The organism is Chryseobacterium sp. CS3K3.1, from assembly GCF_059515165.1.
In genome coordinates this window covers 119,691-140,130 of the sequence record NZ_JCAKRV010000006.1, presented here as the reverse complement: position 1 = coordinate 140,130, position 20,440 = coordinate 119,691, and the positions used below count along the sequence as shown (strand labels likewise).

Here is a 20,440-nt window from a genome sequence, read left to right as displayed (position 1 = left end):
ATTTACCAATCCATATTGTTACACTGATCTATTAATACATTGGTAAATTAATACAATGATTCAATTAAAAACGATAGACGAATTACGTCTGATGAAGGAGAGCGCCCGATTGGTTTCTAAAACATTGGGAATGTTGGCAAAAGAAATTAAACCGGGGATTACTACCTTATATTTAGATAAACTGGCTCATGATTTTATTAAAGATCATGGTGCTGAACCTGCATTTTTAGGATACGGAGGATTTCCAAACTCTCTTTGTATCTCTCCCAATGAGCAGGTTGTTCATGGTTTCCCAAACAATGATGTGGTAAAAGAAGGAGATGTTCTTTCTGTAGACTGTGGAGTTATTCTGAACGGTTTTGTAGGAGATCATGCCTACACTTTTGAAATCGGGGAAGTAAAGCCTGAGATTAAAAAATTACTACAGGTTACCAAAGAATCTCTGTACAAAGGGATTGAGCAGTGTGTCAGAGGAAAGAGGATCGGAGATATCTCCCATGCGATTCAGGCACATTGTGAAAAAGAAGGATATGGAGTGGTAAGAGAGCTTGTAGGCCATGGATTAGGCAGAAAAATGCATGAAGATCCGCAGGTTCCGAACTATGGAAGACAGGGAAGCGGTAAAGTCATTAAAGACGGTTTAGCAATTGCTATTGAACCGATGGTGAACATGGGAACTGAAAAAGTGAAGTTCCATAACGACGGCTGGACGGTTACAACGCTAGATAACATGCCATCTGCTCACTTCGAACATGATGTAGCAGTGATTAATGGTAAGCCGGTATTGCTTTCAACATTTGATTATGTATATGAAGCTTTAGGGATTGTAAGTGATGAAGAAAAGCAGTTCCAACTGGATTTTTAATGAAAAAGATAACTAAGCTTTTACTGAATAAAATTCCACGTCCTATGCTTATTAAAATGAGCATCTGGGCAAGACCGCTTATTTATCAGTTTTTCAAAGGAGATCAGTTTTTAGATCCCATTGACGGAAGATCTTACAGGAAATTCCTTCCGTACGGCTATGGAAAACAAAGAGAAAATGCACTCTCTCCGGGAACGTTAAGTTTGGAAAGACACCGCCAGATGTGGCTGTACCTTCAGAACGAAACCGATTTTTTTATTAAAAATTATAAAGTTCTGCATATCGCTCCTGAACAGGAATTTTTAAGAAAATTCAAGAGAATGAGCAACCTGAATTATATCTCGGCAGACTTATATTCTCCGATTGTAGACGTGAAGGCTGATATTCTGGATTTACCTTTTGAAAATGACAGCTTTGACATTGTTTTCTGTAACCATGTTCTGGAACATATTGAAGACGATGCCAAAGCAATGAGCGAGCTATACAGGGTAATGAAGCCCGGCGGATGGGGAATCCTTCAGGTTCCGATGAAAAACTCACTGGAGAAAACCTATGAAGATTTTACCATTAAAGACCCAAAGGAACGTCAGAAGCATTTCGGGCAGTATGATCACGTTCGTTGGTACGGTATGGATTATTTCGACCGTTTAAGAAAGGCCGGCTTTGAAATAGAACCCAACTTCTATTCACAGAAATTCTCTGAAGAAGAAATAAAAAAATACGGGTTAAGACATAACGAAATCTTACCGGTAGTTTATAAAAAATAAAATAAAAACCCGTTTCAACTTTTGAAACGGGTTTTGTATAATTGAAAAGTCAGTTGTTATTCTTTGACAAAAGGATATGGCTTATAATTTTCTATCTTGATCATATATTGTCCTTTCTGTAAACCGCCTGTATCAATTGACGTTTTGCTGCCGTTAGTTGTCGTTTCAAATACCAGTTTTCCTGATATATCGTAGATCTTAAGGGAAAGGTTTCTCTCAATATTTTCAATATGAAGGACCTCTTTTACAGGATTTGGATATGCTTTAAACGTTTTTGCAGCGGCATCAGTTTCTTTAGTACTCATTTGTGCAGTATTATTGTTGTAATAGACCTTATTTCCTGAAGGATCCGTTATTATCAGTGTTTTGAGGCTGCCATTTGTGATAATCTGATAGCTGTATATAGAAGCATAGGCTCCCGAAACGTAAGTGTCACAGTTTTTCTGATCGTAGGCCCGAACAGCTGGAGCGTTTCCGCCATTATAAAACAAAAGAGTACACGAGCTGGCTGTTTTGATAAGATTGTTACTTCCAGGCATAACTCCGAAACTCATCATGGATGTATTATAATATCTGGAATTAATAACATAGCTTGTTCCTCCTGCCGAATTAAATGTAGTAGCAGGCACTCCATTATCTATTAAAGGTGTGTTGGTGGTCTGGCCGCTACTGGTCACCATTTTGGAGATATACCAATTATTGGAAAGCAGTTCAGAAGTTTGCTGGGCAGTCAGTAAACCACCTGCTAAAAGGAATAGAATTTTTTTCATAGGTTAAAAGTTTCCGGTAAAGATATAAAAGAATTACTTACTGTTTGCTCTTTTTATAAGGATCATCAAAATGAAAATTAAGACAGACAAAAACCGCCTTCATGACGAAGACGGCCCATTTTTAAATATTGTTAGAAGTTTATGCGCTTTCTAGTGTGATGAAGATACAGCCTTTAATCCTACCACAGAACCGATAAGTGTTACAATAAAAAATACCCTCCAGAAACTTACAGGATCCTTAAAAAAGATAATTCCCATTAAGGCAGTTCCCACTGCTCCGATGCCCGTCCATACTGCATAAGCAGTCCCGATAGGCAGCGTTTGAGTTGCTTTAATCAGCAAAAGCATACTGATCGTCATGGTGATCAGAAATCCCGCGTACCACAGGTACATTTCAGTTCCTGACGTTTCCTTTGCCTTTCCCAGGCATGATGCGAAGGCAACTTCAAATAATCCTGCGATAACTAATAGTAACCAATTCATTTTTTAAATTTTTCTACTGCAAAGTTCAGAATTTGACAGGAGAAAAAAATTTACAATTGTTAAAAAATGAAGGCAAGCTAGAAGTTGAAAGAATGAAGCTGGAAGCTGGAGGATTTGAATAGATTTCTGCCATCATATCAATAGGAGCAGACTTTAGTCCGCTTTCAATGTAGATAATCATTCCTTTGGATTTAGCCAAAACATAAGAATATTTAAATCTTTCAATTCTTCAATCTTTGAATCTTTACATTTATTTTATCTCCGCCCTTATTCTGCTCAGACTTACCTGCGTAATCCCAAGATAAGACGCAATATAACCCAGCTGTACTCTTTTAAGAAGCTCAGGCTGATAGGTCATAATATCTTTGTAGCGTTCCAGAGAAGTTTTAAACTGTCTTGAAATAATCAGTTCTTCGGATTTTATCATTTCTGCTTCAGCAAGCTTTCGCCCCCAGTTGGCAATATGAATATCTTCATTGAACAGTTTTCTGAGGCTTTCCGTTTCCATTCGATAGAGATCGCAGTCTTCCAGAAGCTCGATGCTCTCGTAGCCGGGTTGATCTTTCACATAGCTTTTCATCGAGAGAACGCATTGACCTTCGCTTCCGAACCAGAAGGTAATATCATTGTCAGCTGTTGAAGAATAGGCTCTTGCAATCCCTTTTCGTATAAAATAAAGATAAGGAATCACTTTGTCGGCTTCCATCAGACAAAATCCTTTAGGATGGGAAACTTCGGTAATATGTTCTTTTAAGCTGTTTTTTGATGCTTCAGGAAGAAGGTAAATCTTATCAAGAATCTGGTCTATATTCATAAAGATGAATTCTAATATTCAAAAATATCAGTTTTAAGTAATGCAATACAAAATTATTCCTTAATTTTTATCAGAAATCTTGTAATGAATACGATCAAAATTCTTCCTGATTCAGCTTATTTATTGCCAATATTACCACGAAAATAGCAAAATTCACTTCTTCCTGAGGGATGTAGAAAATTCAAAGAATTTTTGGCGGAGGTGGTTAGCTCAGCCATCGAATCCCTTTAGACTTCCTCTTCAATATCCCTTATTTCAAACTATAACTCTCTTTTTTCCTTTAAAAATTAAGATTAACCGTAAAGACCAATTTTGTTTTACTAACTTTGCAGTTCGTAATATTATTTTTATGCACAAAGCAGGATTTGTAAATATAGTTGGAAAGCCCAATGCAGGAAAATCGACCTTGCTCAACCAATTAATGGGGGAGAAGCTGGCGATTGTAACGCAGAAAGCTCAGACAACCCGCCACAGAATTTTTGGTATTTATAATGAAGATGACCTTCAGATTGTATTTTCTGATACTCCGGGAGTATTGGATCCAAAATACGGACTGCAGGAAAAAATGATGGATTTTGTAAAGGATTCTTTGCAGGATGCTGACGTTTTCCTGTTTATTGTAGACGTTACCGATAAAGCGGAACCATCAGAATTCTTAATTGATAAACTGAATAAAATCCCCGTACCTGTACTTCTTCTCTTGAATAAAGTAGACCAGACCGATCAGGCAGGTCTTGAAAAATTGGTGGAAGAATGGCACAACAGAATTCCAAAAGCTGAAATTCTGCCTATTTCTGCCCTGAATGCCTTCAACACTGAAGTTATTTTACCTAAAATAAAATCTCTGCTTCCAGAAAATCCTCCTTACTACGATAAAGATCAGTACACCGATAAACCGGAAAGATTTTTTGTAAATGAGGCCATTCGTGAGAAAATCCTTTTGAATTATGATAAGGAAATTCCCTATTCTGTAGAAGTGGTAACAGAACAGTTCAAGGAGAAAGAAGGAATTATCTTTATTGATTCAATTATTTATGTTGAAAGAGATACTCAGAAGGGAATTATTATCGGGCATAAGGGAGAAGCGATCAAGAAAGTAGGAACTGAAGCCAGAATAGATCTGGAGAAGTTTTTCACCAAAAAAATTCATTTGAACTTATTTGTAAAAGTGAAAAAAGACTGGAGAAAGAACGATAGAGATCTTAAAAATTTCGGTTACAGATAAACTAAAATAGCCGGAATCCCGTTGTATTAAAAGATTTTTATTACCTTAGTATAAATTTTTTAGTAGATGAACTATAATAATTCAAATTGGAGCTCAATACCTAAAGATATTATATTATTAGCAGTGAGAGTGTTTGTTGGTTTTGCCATGCTGTCACATGGTTTTCCAAAACTTCAGATGCTGTTGGCAGGCGGTAAAATTGAGTTTTTCGATTTTATGGGACTTGGCCCTCAGATTTCACTGATTCTTACGGTTTTTGCTGAATTTGTATGTTCGATACTACTTATTTTAGGGCTTTTTACAAGAGTTTCTTTAGGCTTCCTGATCTTTACCATGATCATTGCTGCTTTTGCAGTACATGGAGCAGATCCTTTTGAGAAAAGAGAAATGGCACTTGTCTATCTTTCTGTTTATCTTCTGCTCATGGTAACTGGAGCCGGGAAAGTTTCAGTAGATCATATGATAGAAAGAAGGAAAAGAGCTTCAGACTGGTAATTTTACAGCACAATAAATAAAAGGCACTTCAGGAATGAAGTGCCTTTCTGTTTTTAATAATTGCAATGCGGTAAGAGTCTTTTTAATGTTAAAATTCTTTTAAAATTCACTACATTCGTAGAAAATGAATTTATATGAAGATAAAACTGACTATTTGCCTTCTGGCATTTCTCAATTTTTATGATGCACAGGAAAATATTACGTATCAAAAGCCTTCTGCTGAGATTTTAAAACTGGCAGATTATGACAGACCTCCAGGTGTTCTGATGAACAGCAAAAAAGACTGGGTAGTTTTTACCTATCGTCCAACATATAAAACATTAGAAGATCTCAGCCAGAGTGAAATGAAGCTTGGTGGACTTAGAATCAACCCGGTTACGAATATTTCAAGTAGCATGACCTACTCAAATAATCTGAAGATCAGAAAGATCAATGATAAAAATGAGATTCAGGTAAAAAATCTGCCTTCCAATCCAAAAATTGCCTACGTTTCGTTTTCACCGGATGAAAAAAAACTGGCTTTTACCAATACAACCGCCAAAGGAGTAGAGCTTTGGGTAGTGGATATGGAAACTGCATCTGCTAAAAAAATTACAGCAGATAATCTGAATGCCAATCTGGGAATGCCTTATGTATGGTATAATGACTCTCAAAGCTTCCTGATCAGAACACTTCCGCAAAACAGAGCTGCTCTTATAGATGCCACTAAAGATCTTCCTACAGGCCCGATTGTTTCAACAGCAGACGGTAAGGTTTCCCAGAACAGAACGTATCAGGATCTTTTGAAGAATCCTCAGGACGAAAAAAACTTTGAGACCCTTACAGCTTCCGAACTTTACAACGTAGATCTTACAGGAAATCTTAAGAAACTGAAAGATCAGGATATGTATGCCGGCTTAAGTTTTTCTCCGGACGGAAACTATCTGATGGCTACCATGATCAAGAAACCATTTTCCTATATCGTTCCGCTTAATAGGTTCCCATCCACAACGGTTGTCTATGATATGAAAGGAAATATTGTGAAAACAGTAAATGATGTTCCGTTGAATGAAATCATGCCGAAAGGATTTTCTTCTGTAAGAACCGGAAAAAGAGATATGGCATGGAGAAGTGATGCTCCTGCTACGCTTACCTATGCTGAAGCTTTGGATGGAGGAGACCAGTCTAAAAAAGCAGATTACAGAGATGAAATATTTACCTGGGAAGCTCCGTTTACAGCAGCTCCAAAATCCTTCTTTAAAACCAGACAGAGATATGAAGACGTAGTCTGGACCAATGATCATTATGCGATTGTTTCTGAAGGCTGGTATGACACACGAAATACAAAATCTTACCTGATAGATATTAACAACGGAGAATCCAAAGTTTTTGATGACAGAAATTATCAGGATGTATACAGCGATCCGGGAAGATTTAACACAACGAAAAACCAATACGGGAGATATGTAATCGATATGAAAGGTGGAAAAGCCTATCTGATCGGGGACGGATTTACCAAAGACGGCCAGCACCCATTTATTGACGAAATGGATGTTAAATCACTGAAAAAGAAAAGACTTTACACGTCTAATATAAAAAACGGTAAAGAAGAAATCATTGATATCCTTAATGCTTCAAAGGGTGAAGTCCTTACAACTCAGCAGTCACCAAGTCTTTATCCGAATTACTTCAGAAAGAATATTAAATCTAATAAAGCAGAAGCTGTAACCAATTTTGCCAATCCTTTTGAAAGTATCAAAGACGTTTACAAAGAAGTGATTACCTACAAGAGAAATGATGGTGTTACCTTAACAGGAACTCTTTATCTTCCTGCCAATTACGACAGAAAAGCAAAAAAAGAGAAGCTTCCGTTGCTAATCTGGGCTTATCCAACTGAATATAAAGATAAAAATACAGCAGGACAGAATACCCAAAACCCGAATGACTTTACATTCCCGTATTACGGATCTTTTGTGTATTGGACAACGAAAGGATATGCTGTTCTGGATGATGCCGCTTTCCCGATTATCGGTGAAGGAAAAACAGAACCTAATGATACCTTCATTCCGCAATTGGTAGCCAATGCTGCTGCTGCTATCGATGCAGTGGATCATCTGGGATATATCGACAAAAAGAAAGTGGCTGTAGGAGGACATTCTTACGGTGCCTTCATGACCGCAAATCTTTTGACCCATTCTAATCTTTTTGCATGTGGAATTGCAAGAAGTGGTGCTTATAACAGAACATTAACTCCATTCGGATTCCAGAGTGAACAAAGAAACTATTGGGATGTTCCGGAAATCTATAATACGATGTCTCCGTTCATGCATGCAGACAAAATGAAGACACCGCTTCTTCTGATTCACGGTGATGCAGATAATAACCCGGGAACATTTACTTTGCAGACGGAGAGATACTTCCAGGCATTGAAAAACCTGGGGGCTCCGGTAAAAATGGTTCTTCTTCCAAAAGAAGCTCACGGATACCAGGCTAAAGAAAATATCTTACACCTTTTATGGGAACAGGATCAGTTCCTTGAAAAGTGTTTGAAGAAATAAATGACAAAAGAGACTGTTTGCTATAAACAGTCTCTTTTTTTTTTTTTTACTTAAAATATAATGGGGAAGTAAAATTTCTTACAGCGAAGCTCTCTTTAAATCTTATCTGCTTAATAAATCTTACCTGTTTAAATGGTAAGATGCTTCAGGATCTCGTCAATACTTGTAAGCTCCATAAAATTCGGATGTTCCAGAGTAACATCATGCTGTTCATGGCTCCATGTGACATGGTAAGGAATATGTGCTGCAAAACCTCCGATTTCCAATACCGGTAAAATATCTGATTTGATAGAATTTCCAAGCATCAGAAAGTTTTCAGGCTGGCAATCCAGATGTTTCAGCAGTTTTTTATAGTCATTTTCTTTTTTGTCACTCATGATTTCAATGTGGTGGAAGTGCTCCTGTAAACCGGAGTTTTTCAATTTACGCTCCTGATCCAGCAAATCGCCTTTTGTGGCAACAACCAGCCTGTATTTTCCTTTTAAACTTTCAAGGGTTTCGGTTACACCATCTAATAATTCTATTGGTTTCTGAAGAAGCTCCTGACCCAGATGAATAGCTTTGTTAACCAACTCCAATGACGCTGTATTATTAGAAACTCTAGTGATGGTTTCAACCATACAAAGCATAAATCCTTTTACGCCATAACCGTACAGATGAAGATTCTGCATTTCTGTTGTAAACAATTCCTGTGATACCGAATGTTGGGGAAGATAATCTTCAAGAAGTACACAGAATTCTTTTTCTGCTTCCTGAAAATAAGGTTCGTTGATCCAAAGTGTATCATCCGCATCAAAAGCAATGGTTGTAATATGATTATTCATTTTTGTTTTGTAATTTTCTGTCCGCAAAATTCAGTATAAAAACTCAATAAGAAAAGGACATTTGTCCCGGGAGAATATGTTAAGGACGAACCAGACATTTTTAAACTATCTTGATGAACTGCACAAAAAGCAGAACAGGAGTGACGATATTATAGTGAAATCTTTTTCTGCAGGGGATAAAATACTGATACAGGATCATCAGCTTTCTCATGTCATGATGATTAAAGAAGGGATTGTCAAATGCTTTCTCGCCGAAGAAAACGGAAAAGAATATATTGTTGAGTTTCTGGGAAGCGGGGAAATCATCGGGGAAGTGGAATTGATTAAAAATATAAATTGTCTGTGCAGTATTGAGGCTCTCAATGAAGTGAAAGTATATGCAGTAAAGATTCCCGTTTTTAAAGCTTTGATTAAAAATGATCTTGCCCTGAACCATCTTCTTTTAGAGTCTTTTGCAGAACGAATTATCAATACTTCCAGCAGGGCATCCTATCAACAGTTGTATACGGTAGAACATACTTTAAAACAATTGTTACAAATGCAGGCTAAGCAAAATATTCAAATTTCCAAAGAAGATATGGCAGCCTATCTCGGAATTGCAGTAAGAAGTTTAAATAGAATTTTAAAAGATTTGAAATAATTTTGTTGAATATGCTAATGGAATTACGGTAATTTTTCCCGCAGAATGAAGAGATTGCGTAGATTTTTCACTAGCAATTTTAATCAGCATAATCCTCAAGCAATAAAATGATCAGAATTTAATTTTATCGAAGATAAAATCGTTGCGCCTTAAAAATATTCTAGCTTTCAATCTTATTGCGCCTTTGCGTATTCCAAAAAAAACATTAAAACAGATGCGAGTGTTGGTGTTATTACAAGGGTTTTTCTGTTTTAATATTAAAATTTGGATAAAATATATTAAATCTACAGGGGGGGGTAAAATTTTGTATTTTTGTATTAGAATTAGTTGAATCTAATATTCATGGAAAAATTAAAATTCAGAAATGCTGAGTTGGCAGATTTAAATAAAATCGTAGCTATATATAATTCAACAATTGCCTCAAGAATGGTGACTGCAGATATGGAAGAAGTTTCTGTGGAAAGCAAGCTAAAATGGTTTGAAGAGCATAATCCCCAGACAAGGCCGCTTTGGGTAGTTGAAGATGACCAGAAGCAAACCGTTGGTTGGGTAAGTTTCAGTTCATTCCATGAAAGGGCTGCGTATAACGGTACGGTAGAAGTAAGTATTTATCTGGATGAATCCTGCAGAGGAAAAGGATACGGAAAAACCATTCTTCAGTATTGTATTGATAACGCCGGAAAATTTGGAGTAAAAAATCTTGTAGCCCTTATTTTCCTTCATAATGAGCCAAGTTTAAAACTATTCAGACACTTTGGATTTGAAGATTGGGGAAGTCTTCCTAATGTAGCGATTCTGGATGGTGTGGAAAGAAGTCTGAAGATCTTAGGAAAGAGGATAGATTAAATTAAACACGAAAATAAATACCTTGTGTCTATTCGTGAATTAATTGGTGCTATTGGTGTTTAGAAAATACACATAATGTGAAGGAAGGGCATCAATCATGTTCTGCTGTAAAAAAGAATAAAAAAAGCTGTCTCAAATATTGAAACAGCTTTTTGTTTTTATAAATTCTGCTTCATTCTTTTAGCAGACATATTCAGGAATCGTTTCACCAGGAAAACAGCGGAGACTGTTAATCCCAGTCCAAGTGCGATCCACATTCCGAATGCGCCCATTTCCAAAGTAACACAGAAGAAATATCCCAAAGGAATGGTAATCACCCAGTATGCAATAAAGGTATAAATAGAAGGAATTTTCACATCCTGCAAACCTCTTAACATTCCTAATGCAGTCACCTGAATTCCATCAGAAAGCTGGAATAAAGCGGCGATGATCATTAATTTCGCAGCCAGTGTAATCACTTCCACTTCTTCTTTTTTCGTGAAGAAAGTCGGAAGTATATTTCTGCCTAAAATAAATACCAGTCCACAGATGCACATGAAAATAAAAGCAATTTTCAGGTTGTTGATTCCTACTTTTCTCAATTCAACAAAGTTCTGTTCACCCAGTTTTCTGCCAATCATTACGGTAGAGGCAACACTGAAACCGACACAAAGGTTGAAAGTAAATGAAGCCATACTTAAAGCGATCTGATGGGAAGCAATATCGTGTGCTGAGATCAATCCACAGATAAATGCAGCTCCGGCAAAAGCGGTTACTTCAAAGAACATCTGTAGCGCTGTAGGCAATCCCAGTTTTACCATTTTATCAAACATCTGCTTTGAAAAATTCTGAATTTTTAAAGAAAAATCTTTGATATAACGTCTTGTTCTTTTTTCTTTAAGCAATACAAAATAAAGGAAAACCACCATGAAAATTCTGGAAATCAAAGTTGCTAAAGCAGATCCCTTAACTCCCATTGGAGGTATTCCCCAAAGTCCTTTGATAAATACGTAGTTTAGGGCAATATTGATGATATTGGCAATAATGGTTGCTTTAGTAACTCCAATCGTATAGGAAAGTCCTTCAGAAACTTCACGAAGGGTCTGAAATGCCATGAATGGAATCATACTCACTACCATTATGCTCAGGAAGCTTACCGTATCAGGAATGATCTTGGCAGGCTGGCCGGAATGATAGAGCAGCGGCATTCCCAACAATAAGATGACCATCAGGATAATCCCTACAGACATATTGATAATAAAACCGTGGCTGAAAACAGAGTTGATCGTAGCATGATCCTCTCTGGAATGTGCTTCCGAAACCAATGGCGGAATCGCAAATGAAAAGCCCAGGGCTAGTACAAATATGGAGAAAAATACAGCATTTCCCAATGAAACGGATGCCAGCGCATCGGCACCCAACAATTTTCCGACAATAATATTATCGAATAAGTTTACTGAAACCTGCCCCACCTGGGTAAGCATCACAGGCAGAGCCAAAGTCAGGCATTCTTTCGTATAATTTTTGTTTAAAAAGTTCATAATATTTTAAGATTCATATAGTTTATCATTCAAATAGGGTCAAAAAAAAATTTGCAGTGGTAACACTGCAAATTTTTATAATATGGTAAATAATAGCTTATTATTTCCTTACAAAACTTGCAACGTCACCTTCGGAAACAGTGTTTCCACCAAGAATAATCAATCTTTCAACAACATTCCTTAATTCTCGGATATTTCCAGTCCACGAAAGCGCTTTTAAAGCATCAATAGCTTTATCATCAAACTTTTTCGCAGCAGTACCATGCTCATCAGCAATCATTCCTGAAAAGTGCTCAACCAATAATTTGATATCTTCTTTTCTTTCATCCAATGGCGGAACATAGATTTCAATAACAGAAAGTCTGTGATAAAGGTCTTCTCTGAATTTCCCCTCCTCAATTTCTTTCTGCATATTTTTATTGGTTGCCGCAATTACTCTTACGTCAACTTTAATTTCTTTATCACTTCCCACAGGAGAAACTTTGCTTTCCTGAAGTGCTCTTAATACCTTAGCCTGAGCAATAAGGCTCATATCTCCAATCTCATCAAGGAAAATGGTTCCACCATTAGCCTGTTCAAATTTTCCCTGCTTATCTTTAATAGCACCTGTAAAAGATCCTTTTACGTGTCCGAAAAGTTCAGACTCAATAAGTTCAGACGGAATCGCAGCACAGTTGACCTCTACCATAGGACCTCTTGCACGCTCACTTTGATTGTGGATCGCATGAGCTACCAACTCCTTTCCTGCACCGTTAGGCCCGGTGATCAGAACTCTGGCATCAGAAGCGGCTACCTTTTCAATCATATCCTGAATCTTTTGAAGAGCAGGAGAGGTACCGATCATCTGGTATTTTTTACTTACTTTTTTCTTTAAGGTTTTATTTTCTGTCTGAAGGTTTTTGTTTTCTTTCTTCAGGGTTTCTTTTACCAATGCATTTTTCACACTTGTAATAAGTCTGTTGATGTCAATGGGCTTGGAAATAAAATCATATGCACCCTCTTTCAGGCAGGAAACAGCAGAATCGATGTCTGCGTGGCCTGAGATCATGATAAAAGTAGTTTCCGGTTTTAAGGCAAGACTTTGTTTCAAAAGCTCGGTTCCTGAAAGCTTAGGCATCTTGATATCAGAAATCACCAATGCGAAATCTTCTTTTTCCACCTGCTTGTAACCTTCAAGGCCATCTTCGGCAATAACAAATTCATAATCGGTGAGTTCATCCGAAAGAATACTGTGAAGTACTCCCGAGATTGCTTTTTCGTCTTCTACTATAAGGATTTTTTGCATAGTTGCAAATTTAAATTTTTTGTTTCAATTATTAGCAAAAACTGTACCTAAATATTCTATTTGGAGTAGTCTCTTCTCCCGAAAATGGCAGATCCGACCCTCACAGAGTTGGCCCCACACTCGATCGCTATCGGGAAATCATCACTCATTCCCATTGATAGGGTATTTAATGTTTTTGATTGATTTAATTCATCAAAAAGCTTCTTTAGGGTTAAAAACTCATTTCTAACCTGCTGCTCCTCATCGGTGAATGTGGCCATTCCCATGAGGCCGGTAATTTCAACATGCGGAAATTTACCTTCAATGTATTGCTGGAAAAGATCTTTTGCTTCAGAAATTTCAAGCCCGAACTTGCTATCCTCAGCTGCAATTTTTACCTGCAGAAGGACTTTGATGATTCTGTTATTTTTTTCTGCTTCTTTATTGATTTCTGTTAATAATCTTTCAGAATCCACACTTTGTATGGTATCTATGAAAGGAGCAATGTACTTTACTTTGTTAGTTTGTAAGTGTCCGATCAGGTGCCATTGGATATCCTGAGGAAGGAGAGGAGCTTTTTCCATCAGTTCCTGAACCTTGTTTTCTCCAAAAACCTTCTGTCCGAGATCATAGACTTCCTGTACTGCAGAAACCGGATGGGTTTTAGAAACGGCAACCAGCTGCACAGTAGATGGCAGCTGGCTTTTTATAGTGTTGTAGTTCTCTTTAATACTCATAATACAAATGTCCGAAAATTCTCTGAATGTTCAAAGCTTAGTGATATCAGGTCTTCTGGGGTTATTAATTCAAAACCTCATTGATTTTAGGATATTGAGATATTTTTCTGAACACAAATTTGTTGCTCTTCTGCAATTTCTCAATAAACATATCCAGTTCATTGATAGAGTCTGCATCTCTAAGATACTGGTCGTGGGTAAGGAATACAAGGTGCCTCGATGTCTTCTCAAGATCGTTTAAGAAGATACTGTCTACTTTCTTGATCATGGCTTCATGACTTCCTTTTAAAGTCATTTTTTGAGAAGGTCTCCATTCAAGATCCCAGCCAATAACTTTATAGCCAGCTTTTTTAAGACCGTCAGCAGCTGCTGTTGAACTTTTGATATCTGTTACGTTAATATTGTTGAGTCTCCAGATATTTCTTCCCGGAGTTCTTGCTATTTTATCAGTAAGCTTCAGGCTGTCTTTGGCAATATCAAAATCATGAACTACAGCATCAGCATTTTTATAAAAATCAGTGTATTTGTTATGGGCGTGCGTGAAACTGTGATTGGCCAGTTCTATAAGAGGATTTTGCTTCAAAAGCTGAAAATCATCTTTTTGTCTTTTACTTCCATAAGCATGTTTACCAACCAGAAAGGCAGTTGCGCAAACGTTTCTTTTGTCAAGGATTTTTAAAAGATTTTCTGTTCCCTGATTGGGGCCGTCATCGAAAGTAAGATAAATCACTCTTTTATCAGGGTCTACTTCTTCTTCATTATTATCGGGGACTATTTCTGCGGAAGGATGTTCCTGTGAACTGACGACGGGGTCATTATTCACTTCGTTTTTGAAATTACAGCTGTTCAGTAATGCTGAAGTTGCACTCATCAATGCAACCATCCCAAGAAAAGTCATATTTTTTGACTTTCCCGCAAAAATTTTTTTCATAAAAATAATGGAATTTTAAATTGTTAAAAATCGTTAAAAATAACAGTTGAAAATTAACAAATTATATGCCAAGCTGTGCAGTGTTTTTTCTTTTTAAGTTTATTTTAAGAACTTTATTTTAAGGGAGATTTCCATTACCTGACAAGTTGTAAATTTATGATTTTCTTTTCTTTAAAATTTAACATTTATAAATATGAAAACGATAGTATTCTTCTATGTTTGTTAAGATTTCAACATTCTTCAATTGACGGGGAATTATTTTATTTTAACAAAATCAAATCATTACAGTCAGTTCATTATTTTAGAATGCTTTTTAAATACAGCGAATTTTTAATAGCTGCCGTTCCCCAGGTATTATTAAAGAAAATAAAAGAGGTTTGAGAGGCATTTTTAATCTTTTCAGCTAATGCATCTATGAAATCTTTACTATATTCTGATTTGTAAAGAACAGGTTTTCCATGAAGTCTGTAATAGAGTATTTCCGGATGATTAATAATAAGATCTTCAGGAAGATGGCCTGGAAAACTTACGCCTGAGAAGACAATATCATGTTGTTTTAAAAGACCGAATATCTCTTTTTGCCACCATGAGCTGTGCCGGAATTCAATGACGTTCAGAAATCTGGAATCGATATTGTTGATAATCCGTTCTGTATTCTCTGCCGTATTTTTAAAGGAAGGAGGAAGCTGATACAGAAATCCGGAAAGTTTATCTTTCAGACTGTCCTGAATGTGGTCACAGAATACAGCAATCTCGTCCTTGGAATTTTCAAGCCGGTTTTGGTGGGTAATAGCCTTTGGAATTTTAATGAAAAATCTGAATCCGTCGGGTGTTTCATCATGCCACTTCAACAGTGTTTTTGAGGTTGGCTTCCTGTAAAAAGTAGAATTAATTTCTACGGCATTGAACGTTTTTGAGTATAAAGAAAGAAAATCTTTACTTGGGGCATTTTCAGGATATAAAGACCCTTTCCAGTCATTATTATAAAATCCCGAACACCCTATGTAAAGATTTTCTTTTGTCATGTTATTATTTTATATCCAGATCCACGGAGTTTAATCTCAATGAATTCAGTATCACAGACAGGGAACTGAAGCTCATCGCAGCAGCTGCAATCATTGGTGATAAGAGAATTCCAAAGAATGGATACAATAATCCTGCCGCAACCGGAACGCCCAGTACATTATAGATGAATGCGAAGAACAGATTTTCCTTAATGTTTTTGAGAAGCTTTTCACTCAGTAATTTAGCTTTTGCAACACCTAAGATATCACCTTTTAATAAAGTGATTTCAGCACTTTCAATGGCAACATCAGTTCCTGTTCCCATGGCAATGCCCACATCGGATTGGGCAAGGGCAGGAGAGTCATTGATTCCGTCTCCCGTCATCGCTACAATTTTGCCCTGCTGTTGTAGTTTTTTCACCTCATTAAGTTTGTCTTCAGGAAGACAGTTGGCTTTGAAATGTTTGATTCCTAACTCATCAGCAACAGCTTTGGCAGTATGTTCGTTGTCTCCGGTCATCATGATAACGTCTATACCTTCACTCATCAGCTGTTTTACGGCTTTTTTAGAGCTTTCTTTAATTTTATCTGTAAAGCTTACAAATCCCAGCACTTGCTGTTCCTGTGCGATATAAGAAATAGTATGAGCTTTAGACTGAACTTCTACTGCTTTCTGTTTTAAGCTCTCCGGAATCATAATCTGATGCGAGGTCAATAGACTTTCATTTCCAAGATAAGCGGTCTTACCGTTGATATTTCCTTTGACTCCTTTTCCGGATATGTTTTCAAACTGATTTACTTTTTCAGCACTTATATTCCCTTCTTTTGCTCTTTTTATGACGGCATTGGAAAGCGGGTGTTCAGAATTCTGGTTCAGAGAAAAAGCCAGTTTTAAAATGTGATTCGGATCTCCGTTTACCGTTTCAATATGTTCTACTGAAGGTTTTCCCTCTGTTAAAGTTCCTGTTTTATCGGTAATCAGAACATTTACTTTATTCATCTGTTCAAGAGCTTCTGCATTTTTGATCAGAATTCCATTTTTAGCACCTTTTCCGATTCCAACCATTAAAGACATTGGAGTTGCCAGCCCAAGGGCACAGGGACAAGCCACAATAAGCACTGCAACAGCATTCACAAAAGCAAATAAGGTTCTTTTCCCTTCCGGACCGAAAAACTGCCACAGAATAAAAGTAAGCACCGCAATAAGGATGACTACAGGAACAAATACTTTAGAAACTTTATCGGTAAGCTTCTGGATAGGAGCTTTGCTGCGGCTGGCTTCATTCACCATTTTAATGATCTGGGAAAGCAGTGTTTCATCACCTACCTTTTCTGCCTTCATAATGAATACCTGGTTACCGTTGATGGTTCCGGAAGATACTTTATCGTCTACACTTTTTTCAACGGGAACAGGTTCTCCTGTAATCATACTTTCATCTACGATAGAATTTCCTTCAATGATTTTTCCGTCTACCGGGATTTTTTCTCCTGGTTTTACTTTTAATAAATCTCCTATTTTCACCTGGGAGAGCAGAACTTTCTTTTCTTCACCGTTTATTATAAGGTTGGCTTCATCCGGTGAAAGGTTCATTAATTCTTTGATGGCATTTCCAGTTTTTTTATGAGCTGCTGCTTCCATCAGCTGACCTAAAATAACAAGGGTTAAAATCACACAGACTGCCTCAAAATACAGTGGGATTTCATGATTATGTCCACGAATTTCATGGGGAATAATGTCTGGAAATATCAGAGCAACAATACTGAAAATAAATGCAGCAGCAACTCCCAGAGCAATCAGACTGAACATATTGAGGTTCCATGTTTTGAAGGAAATCCAGCCTCTTTTCAACAGAAACCATCCTGAATAAAACATTACAGGAAGAGTCAAAGCAAGCTCAATAAATCCCTGGATCTGATGAGAGAAAGGGAAGTTGATCACCATTCCTCCCATTGAAAGAATGAAAACCGGGATGGTAAATGCCAGTGAAATGAAAAATTTTCTTTTTAAAATATTATAAGTTTCATCCTCTTCGTTATCACCGCTGTCCGGCATTCTTACGAGATCCATTCCACAGATCGGGCAGTCTCCCGGTTCGTCACGGATGATTTCCGGATGCATAGGACATGTGTATTTTGCGGTTTTCTTTTCAGGATATTTTACAAGGTCCATTCCACAAACGGGACATCCTACATTGGAATCGTAGGTTTTGTCACCTTCACAGTACATCGGACAGTAATATCTGCCGGCCATTTCATCGGTCACTTTTGGCGCTTCGTGATGATGGCTGTGATGGTGATCGTGATGGTTGTGAGCATGGGAATGAGCGTGATGCTGATGAGGGCTTACATTTTGTACAAGTTCTTCAGTGATGGGCTCCAAATCCATATGACAAACAGGGCAGCTGCCTTTTTCATCATATACTTTATCCCCTTCGCAAAACATCGGGCAATAGTATTTTCCTATGCTGTCTTTAAAGTTTTCAGGAAGGTTGGTTGATGAATAGGTTGGTTTATGATTAGGATCCTTAGCCAGCTTTTCTTCAATAGGAACCAGATACATTTTACAGACAGGACATCTTTCGCCCTGTTTGAAATATACCTTATCTCCTTCGCATTCCATCGGACAATAGTATACAGAAGACGGCGATACACGGTCCTGAGGTTTTATAAAAGTTTTCTCAGGATTATCAGGATCTTCAAGTCTGTATTTTCCTATCTCTGCCAAAGCGTCATTCAAAACTGAAAGTTTCACTCCATGATCAGAAGTGATGGTGGCGGTATGGGTTTCCAGATTTACATCGGCAGTGACGCCCTCAACACTGTTCAGTTGGTTGGATATCTTTTTCTGGCAGCCGGAACAGGTCATTCCGAGTATTTTATACTGTTGTTCCATGATTCTTAAATTTATACTACAAATTTCCAAAATGGAAACCTAAGGTTGTTATAAATTTAAGGATAATAGTTATAAAATTAGGTGGAGTGGGAGAGGTTGAGAGTATAAGCGTAAGAGGGTTTGAGAGTTTGTAAGTGTGATAGGGATATTTAACTCCTTCACTCATTAAACGCTCAAACACTCAAATATATTAAAGATTGTCAAGCGCTTTGCGATGGTGTTCTTTAAGTTTTTTAAACTCTGTCGGAGTAAATCCGGTTATATTGCGGAATTGGGAAGAAAGATGCTGAACGCTTTTGTAGCCAAGCTTTCCTGCGATTTCGGTAAGATTGAATTCATTATACAAAAGAAGTTCCTTTACCTTTTCAATTTTCTGAAGAATGAAGAACTGCTCTAATGTGATATTTTCGTTTTGTGAAAATGTTTTTGAAAGAGCGCTGTAATCCTTGTGAAATTTTGAACTTAAAAATTCTGAAAGCAGGAAATCTTCTGAGATATCAAGATCACTTATTTTTACAATAATCAGGTTTTTGATTTTTTCTACGGTCTGATGTGCAGAATCCATGATCCTTTCAAAACCTGTATCGAGCAATTCCTTTTCTATCATCTGCATTTTTTCAGGTGAAATTTCATTCTCTGTTTCTACTTCACCTAATAAGATATTGCTTATCCTTACATCTGCATTGCGGAAAATATTTTCTACTGCCGCAATACATCTGTTGCAGACCATATTCTTTATGAATATTTTCATAAGCTTTTGTTTAACCTGTCTTTTACGAATTCAATCTGGGTTTTACCATGAGGAGCCGGATTGCCCTCCGCATCAAGGTTGACCATAACAATTCTTTCTACAGTAATAATCGTCTGATGCGTCATTTTGTTTCTTACATCACATCTTAAAGTAATGGAAGAAGAACCGAAATGAGTAGCTTCAATTCCTATTTCTATAATATCTCCCTGTTTGGCGGAGCTCACGAAGTTGATTTCAGAGATAAATTTGGTTACTACTTTTGTGTTTTCCAATTGGATAATAGCATACAATGCCGCTTCTTCGTCAATCCATTGAAGAAGTCTTCCTCCGAAAAGTGAATGGTTGGGATTTAAATCTTCGGGCTTCACCCATTTTCTGGTATGGTAGTTCATATCTTTTAATAATTTGAAGTACAAATTTAGTGTTAAAAGCTGATCTTTTCAAAAGAATAGTATTTATTGAACTGAAAAGAATTATTCATGTTCTCAATCATTTTCTTTTGGAGCGCATGGCTTTTGTTTTTGCTATGGAAGGTTCATTCAGCAATGTTTGATATTCTTCACTCTCCACAGGAATCAGGGCAACTTTTCCTTCGGAATTGTGATGAAACCCGAATCCGTATTTTTTTGCAAGAGGAGAGCAGCGGAGGCAGGGCTGGCCTTTGGAAAAGAATTTTTCTCTTTCACTTTGTTTTTCGCTTTCTGATAGATCATTTTTAATTGCATAACATTCAAAAATAAGATCATCGGACGAGTATTGATAAGGCTGTTTTATCAGCTTCTCATATTGAAGGTTGGCGAGTGTCTTTGTTTTCTTTTCCGGAGGAATCTGTGCCTGGGAAACCGGACAGTCTTCAGCAATTTCAATAAGAGTATCTGTGTAATTGGTGGTATGCTGTTTCATATGTTGATGATTTGATGTTTTTTCGAATTTAAAATGAAAATAAGTGCGTCAATACAAATGCAGGATTAAGTTGGATAAAGGTTGTTTTTTACGTCAAATGTTAAATAAATTAACTAAATGATAACGTGGCGTTTAATTATTTGATTTTCAGTTATTTAAATTGGTTTTATA

At 37.0% G+C, this 20,440-nt stretch carries 20 protein-coding genes; 7 read left to right on the top strand and 13 right to left on the bottom strand.

Annotated features, from left to right (window positions below):
- The first annotated feature begins 55 nt into the window (after positions 1–55).
- Positions 56–865 (top strand): type I methionyl aminopeptidase, encoded by an 810-nt coding sequence (map, locus tag AC5YGI_RS08015; protein ID WP_110366009.1) that lies wholly within the window; start codon positions 56–58, stop codon positions 863–865.
- Entirely contained in the window at positions 865–1,632 is a 768-nt protein-coding gene (locus AC5YGI_RS08010) for a class I SAM-dependent methyltransferase (protein WP_262908293.1), read from the top strand. Before map ends, AC5YGI_RS08010 begins: the two co-directional genes overlap by 1 nt.
- A 56-nt stretch (positions 1,633–1,688) precedes the next feature.
- Here AC5YGI_RS08010 and AC5YGI_RS08005 read toward each other — a convergent pair whose 3' ends face one another.
- The 3 genes from AC5YGI_RS08005 to AC5YGI_RS07995 form a co-directional block, all read right to left on the bottom strand.
- Entirely contained in the window at positions 1,689–2,402 is a 714-nt protein-coding gene (locus tag AC5YGI_RS08005; RefSeq protein ID WP_330746179.1) for a T9SS type A sorting domain-containing protein, read from the bottom strand.
- Between the two features lie 150 nt (positions 2,403–2,552).
- On the bottom strand, positions 2,553–2,885 hold the full coding sequence (locus AC5YGI_RS08000) for a DMT family transporter (RefSeq protein ID WP_202842646.1): 333 nt from the start codon (positions 2,883–2,885) through the stop codon (positions 2,553–2,555).
- A 250-nt stretch (positions 2,886–3,135) separates the two neighbouring features.
- Positions 3,136–3,699: a Crp/Fnr family transcriptional regulator gene (locus AC5YGI_RS07995; RefSeq protein ID WP_330746180.1), complete on the bottom strand. Its 564-nt coding sequence runs from the start codon at positions 3,697–3,699 to the stop codon at positions 3,136–3,138.
- Between the two features lie 349 nt (positions 3,700–4,048).
- Between AC5YGI_RS07995 and era the strand changes: the two genes are divergently transcribed.
- The 3 genes from era (at position 4,049) to AC5YGI_RS07980 (ending at position 7,956) form a co-directional block, all read left to right on the top strand.
- A complete protein-coding gene (gene era / locus AC5YGI_RS07990; protein WP_110008669.1) occupies positions 4,049–4,924 on the top strand; it encodes a GTPase Era in 876 nt (291 codons plus the stop codon).
- Positions 4,925–4,990: 66 nt separating this feature from the next.
- Positions 4,991–5,419 carry a DoxX family protein gene (locus AC5YGI_RS07985; protein ID WP_110008670.1) on the top strand — a complete coding sequence of 143 codons (429 nt, stop codon included), beginning with the start codon at positions 4,991–4,993 and terminating at the stop codon, positions 5,417–5,419.
- A 134-nt stretch (positions 5,420–5,553) separates the two neighbouring features.
- Positions 5,554–7,956, top strand: a complete 2,403-nt coding sequence (locus AC5YGI_RS07980) for an alpha/beta hydrolase family protein (RefSeq protein WP_454510057.1) — start codon at positions 5,554–5,556, stop codon at positions 7,954–7,956.
- Between the two features lie 128 nt (positions 7,957–8,084).
- Here AC5YGI_RS07980 and AC5YGI_RS07975 read toward each other — a convergent pair whose 3' ends face one another.
- Positions 8,085–8,780: an HAD family hydrolase gene (locus AC5YGI_RS07975; protein ID WP_496167963.1), complete on the bottom strand. Its 696-nt coding sequence runs from the start codon at positions 8,778–8,780 to the stop codon at positions 8,085–8,087.
- Positions 8,781–8,856: 76 nt separating this feature from the next.
- On the opposite strand from AC5YGI_RS07975, the gene AC5YGI_RS07970 reads away from it, so the two are divergent.
- Positions 8,857–9,420, top strand: a complete 564-nt coding sequence (locus AC5YGI_RS07970) for a Crp/Fnr family transcriptional regulator (RefSeq protein WP_496167962.1) — start codon at positions 8,857–8,859, stop codon at positions 9,418–9,420.
- A gap of 342 nt (positions 9,421–9,762) precedes the next feature.
- Entirely contained in the window at positions 9,763–10,266 is a 504-nt protein-coding gene (locus AC5YGI_RS07965; RefSeq protein ID WP_330746184.1) for a GNAT family N-acetyltransferase, read from the top strand.
- A 158-nt stretch (positions 10,267–10,424) separates the two neighbouring features.
- Here the strand turns inward: AC5YGI_RS07965 and AC5YGI_RS07960 are convergent, their stop codons facing one another.
- The 9 genes from AC5YGI_RS07960 to AC5YGI_RS07920 form a co-directional block, all read right to left on the bottom strand.
- A complete protein-coding gene (locus AC5YGI_RS07960) occupies positions 10,425–11,786 on the bottom strand; it encodes an MATE family efflux transporter (protein ID WP_330746185.1) in 1,362 nt (453 codons plus the stop codon).
- A gap of 100 nt (positions 11,787–11,886) precedes the next feature.
- Positions 11,887–13,071, bottom strand: coding sequence for a sigma-54-dependent transcriptional regulator (locus AC5YGI_RS07955; RefSeq protein WP_110008675.1), 1,185 nt, complete (start codon positions 13,069–13,071; stop codon positions 11,887–11,889).
- 56 nt (positions 13,072–13,127) lie between these two features.
- Positions 13,128–13,787, bottom strand: coding sequence for a YggS family pyridoxal phosphate-dependent enzyme (locus tag AC5YGI_RS07950; protein ID WP_330746186.1), 660 nt, complete (start codon positions 13,785–13,787; stop codon positions 13,128–13,130).
- Positions 13,788–13,851: 64 nt separating this feature from the next.
- Positions 13,852–14,718 carry a polysaccharide deacetylase family protein gene (locus AC5YGI_RS07945; RefSeq protein ID WP_330746187.1) on the bottom strand — a complete coding sequence of 289 codons (867 nt, stop codon included), beginning with the start codon at positions 14,716–14,718 and terminating at the stop codon, positions 13,852–13,854.
- Positions 14,719–15,014: 296 nt separating this feature from the next.
- Complete coding sequence (locus AC5YGI_RS07940; protein WP_496167961.1) at positions 15,015–15,743, bottom strand: DUF72 domain-containing protein; 729 nt, start codon at positions 15,741–15,743, stop codon at positions 15,015–15,017.
- Between the two features lie 4 nt (positions 15,744–15,747).
- A complete protein-coding gene (locus AC5YGI_RS07935; protein WP_496167960.1) occupies positions 15,748–18,615 on the bottom strand; it encodes a heavy metal translocating P-type ATPase in 2,868 nt (955 codons plus the stop codon).
- A gap of 190 nt (positions 18,616–18,805) precedes the next feature.
- Positions 18,806–19,366 carry a helix-turn-helix domain-containing protein gene (locus AC5YGI_RS07930; protein ID WP_330746190.1) on the bottom strand — a complete coding sequence of 187 codons (561 nt, stop codon included), beginning with the start codon at positions 19,364–19,366 and terminating at the stop codon, positions 18,806–18,808.
- Positions 19,363–19,758: an acyl-CoA thioesterase gene (locus AC5YGI_RS07925; protein WP_137903989.1), complete on the bottom strand. Its 396-nt coding sequence runs from the start codon at positions 19,756–19,758 to the stop codon at positions 19,363–19,365. Before AC5YGI_RS07925 ends, AC5YGI_RS07930 begins: the two co-directional genes overlap by 4 nt.
- A gap of 97 nt (positions 19,759–19,855) precedes the next feature.
- Positions 19,856–20,269, bottom strand: a complete 414-nt coding sequence (locus AC5YGI_RS07920) for a DUF6157 family protein (protein ID WP_330746191.1) — start codon at positions 20,267–20,269, stop codon at positions 19,856–19,858.
- Positions 20,270–20,440 lie beyond the last annotated feature (171 nt).

Excerpts from the sequence above, each read along its gene's own strand:
- era (WP_110008669.1), top strand. The coding sequence starts at position 4,049 with ATGCACAAAGCAGGATTTGTAAATATAGTTGGAAAGCCCAATGCAGGA.
- AC5YGI_RS07935 (WP_496167960.1), bottom strand. The coding sequence starts at position 18,615 with ATGGAACAACAGTATAAAATACTCGGAATGACCTGTTCCGGCTGCCAG.
- AC5YGI_RS07940 (WP_496167961.1), bottom strand. The coding sequence starts at position 15,743 with ATGACAAAAGAAAATCTTTACATAGGGTGTTCGGGATTTTATAATAAT.
- AC5YGI_RS07970 (WP_496167962.1), top strand. The coding sequence starts at position 8,857 with ATGTTAAGGACGAACCAGACATTTTTAAACTATCTTGATGAACTGCAC.
- AC5YGI_RS07955 (WP_110008675.1), bottom strand. The coding sequence starts at position 13,071 with ATGCAAAAAATCCTTATAGTAGAAGACGAAAAAGCAATCTCGGGAGTA.
- AC5YGI_RS07965 (WP_330746184.1), top strand. The coding sequence starts at position 9,763 with ATGGAAAAATTAAAATTCAGAAATGCTGAGTTGGCAGATTTAAATAAA.
- AC5YGI_RS08010 (WP_262908293.1), top strand. The coding sequence starts at position 865 with ATGAAAAAGATAACTAAGCTTTTACTGAATAAAATTCCACGTCCTATG.
- map (WP_110366009.1), top strand. The coding sequence starts at position 56 with ATGATTCAATTAAAAACGATAGACGAATTACGTCTGATGAAGGAGAGC.
- AC5YGI_RS07985 (WP_110008670.1), top strand. The coding sequence starts at position 4,991 with ATGAACTATAATAATTCAAATTGGAGCTCAATACCTAAAGATATTATA.
- AC5YGI_RS08005 (WP_330746179.1), bottom strand. The coding sequence starts at position 2,402 with ATGAAAAAAATTCTATTCCTTTTAGCAGGTGGTTTACTGACTGCCCAG.
- AC5YGI_RS07945 (WP_330746187.1), bottom strand. The coding sequence starts at position 14,718 with ATGAAAAAAATTTTTGCGGGAAAGTCAAAAAATATGACTTTTCTTGGG.
- AC5YGI_RS07920 (WP_330746191.1), bottom strand. The coding sequence starts at position 20,269 with ATGAAACAGCATACCACCAATTACACAGATACTCTTATTGAAATTGCT.
- AC5YGI_RS07995 (WP_330746180.1), bottom strand. The coding sequence starts at position 3,699 with ATGAATATAGACCAGATTCTTGATAAGATTTACCTTCTTCCTGAAGCA.
- AC5YGI_RS07925 (WP_137903989.1), bottom strand. The coding sequence starts at position 19,758 with ATGAACTACCATACCAGAAAATGGGTGAAGCCCGAAGATTTAAATCCC.
- AC5YGI_RS07975 (WP_496167963.1), bottom strand. The coding sequence starts at position 8,780 with ATGAATAATCATATTACAACCATTGCTTTTGATGCGGATGATACACTT.
- AC5YGI_RS07930 (WP_330746190.1), bottom strand. The coding sequence starts at position 19,366 with ATGAAAATATTCATAAAGAATATGGTCTGCAACAGATGTATTGCGGCA.
- AC5YGI_RS07950 (WP_330746186.1), bottom strand. The coding sequence starts at position 13,787 with ATGAGTATTAAAGAGAACTACAACACTATAAAAAGCCAGCTGCCATCT.
- AC5YGI_RS08000 (WP_202842646.1), bottom strand. The coding sequence starts at position 2,885 with ATGAATTGGTTACTATTAGTTATCGCAGGATTATTTGAAGTTGCCTTC.
- AC5YGI_RS07980 (WP_454510057.1), top strand. The coding sequence starts at position 5,554 with ATGAAGATAAAACTGACTATTTGCCTTCTGGCATTTCTCAATTTTTAT.
- AC5YGI_RS07960 (WP_330746185.1), bottom strand. The coding sequence starts at position 11,786 with ATGAACTTTTTAAACAAAAATTATACGAAAGAATGCCTGACTTTGGCT.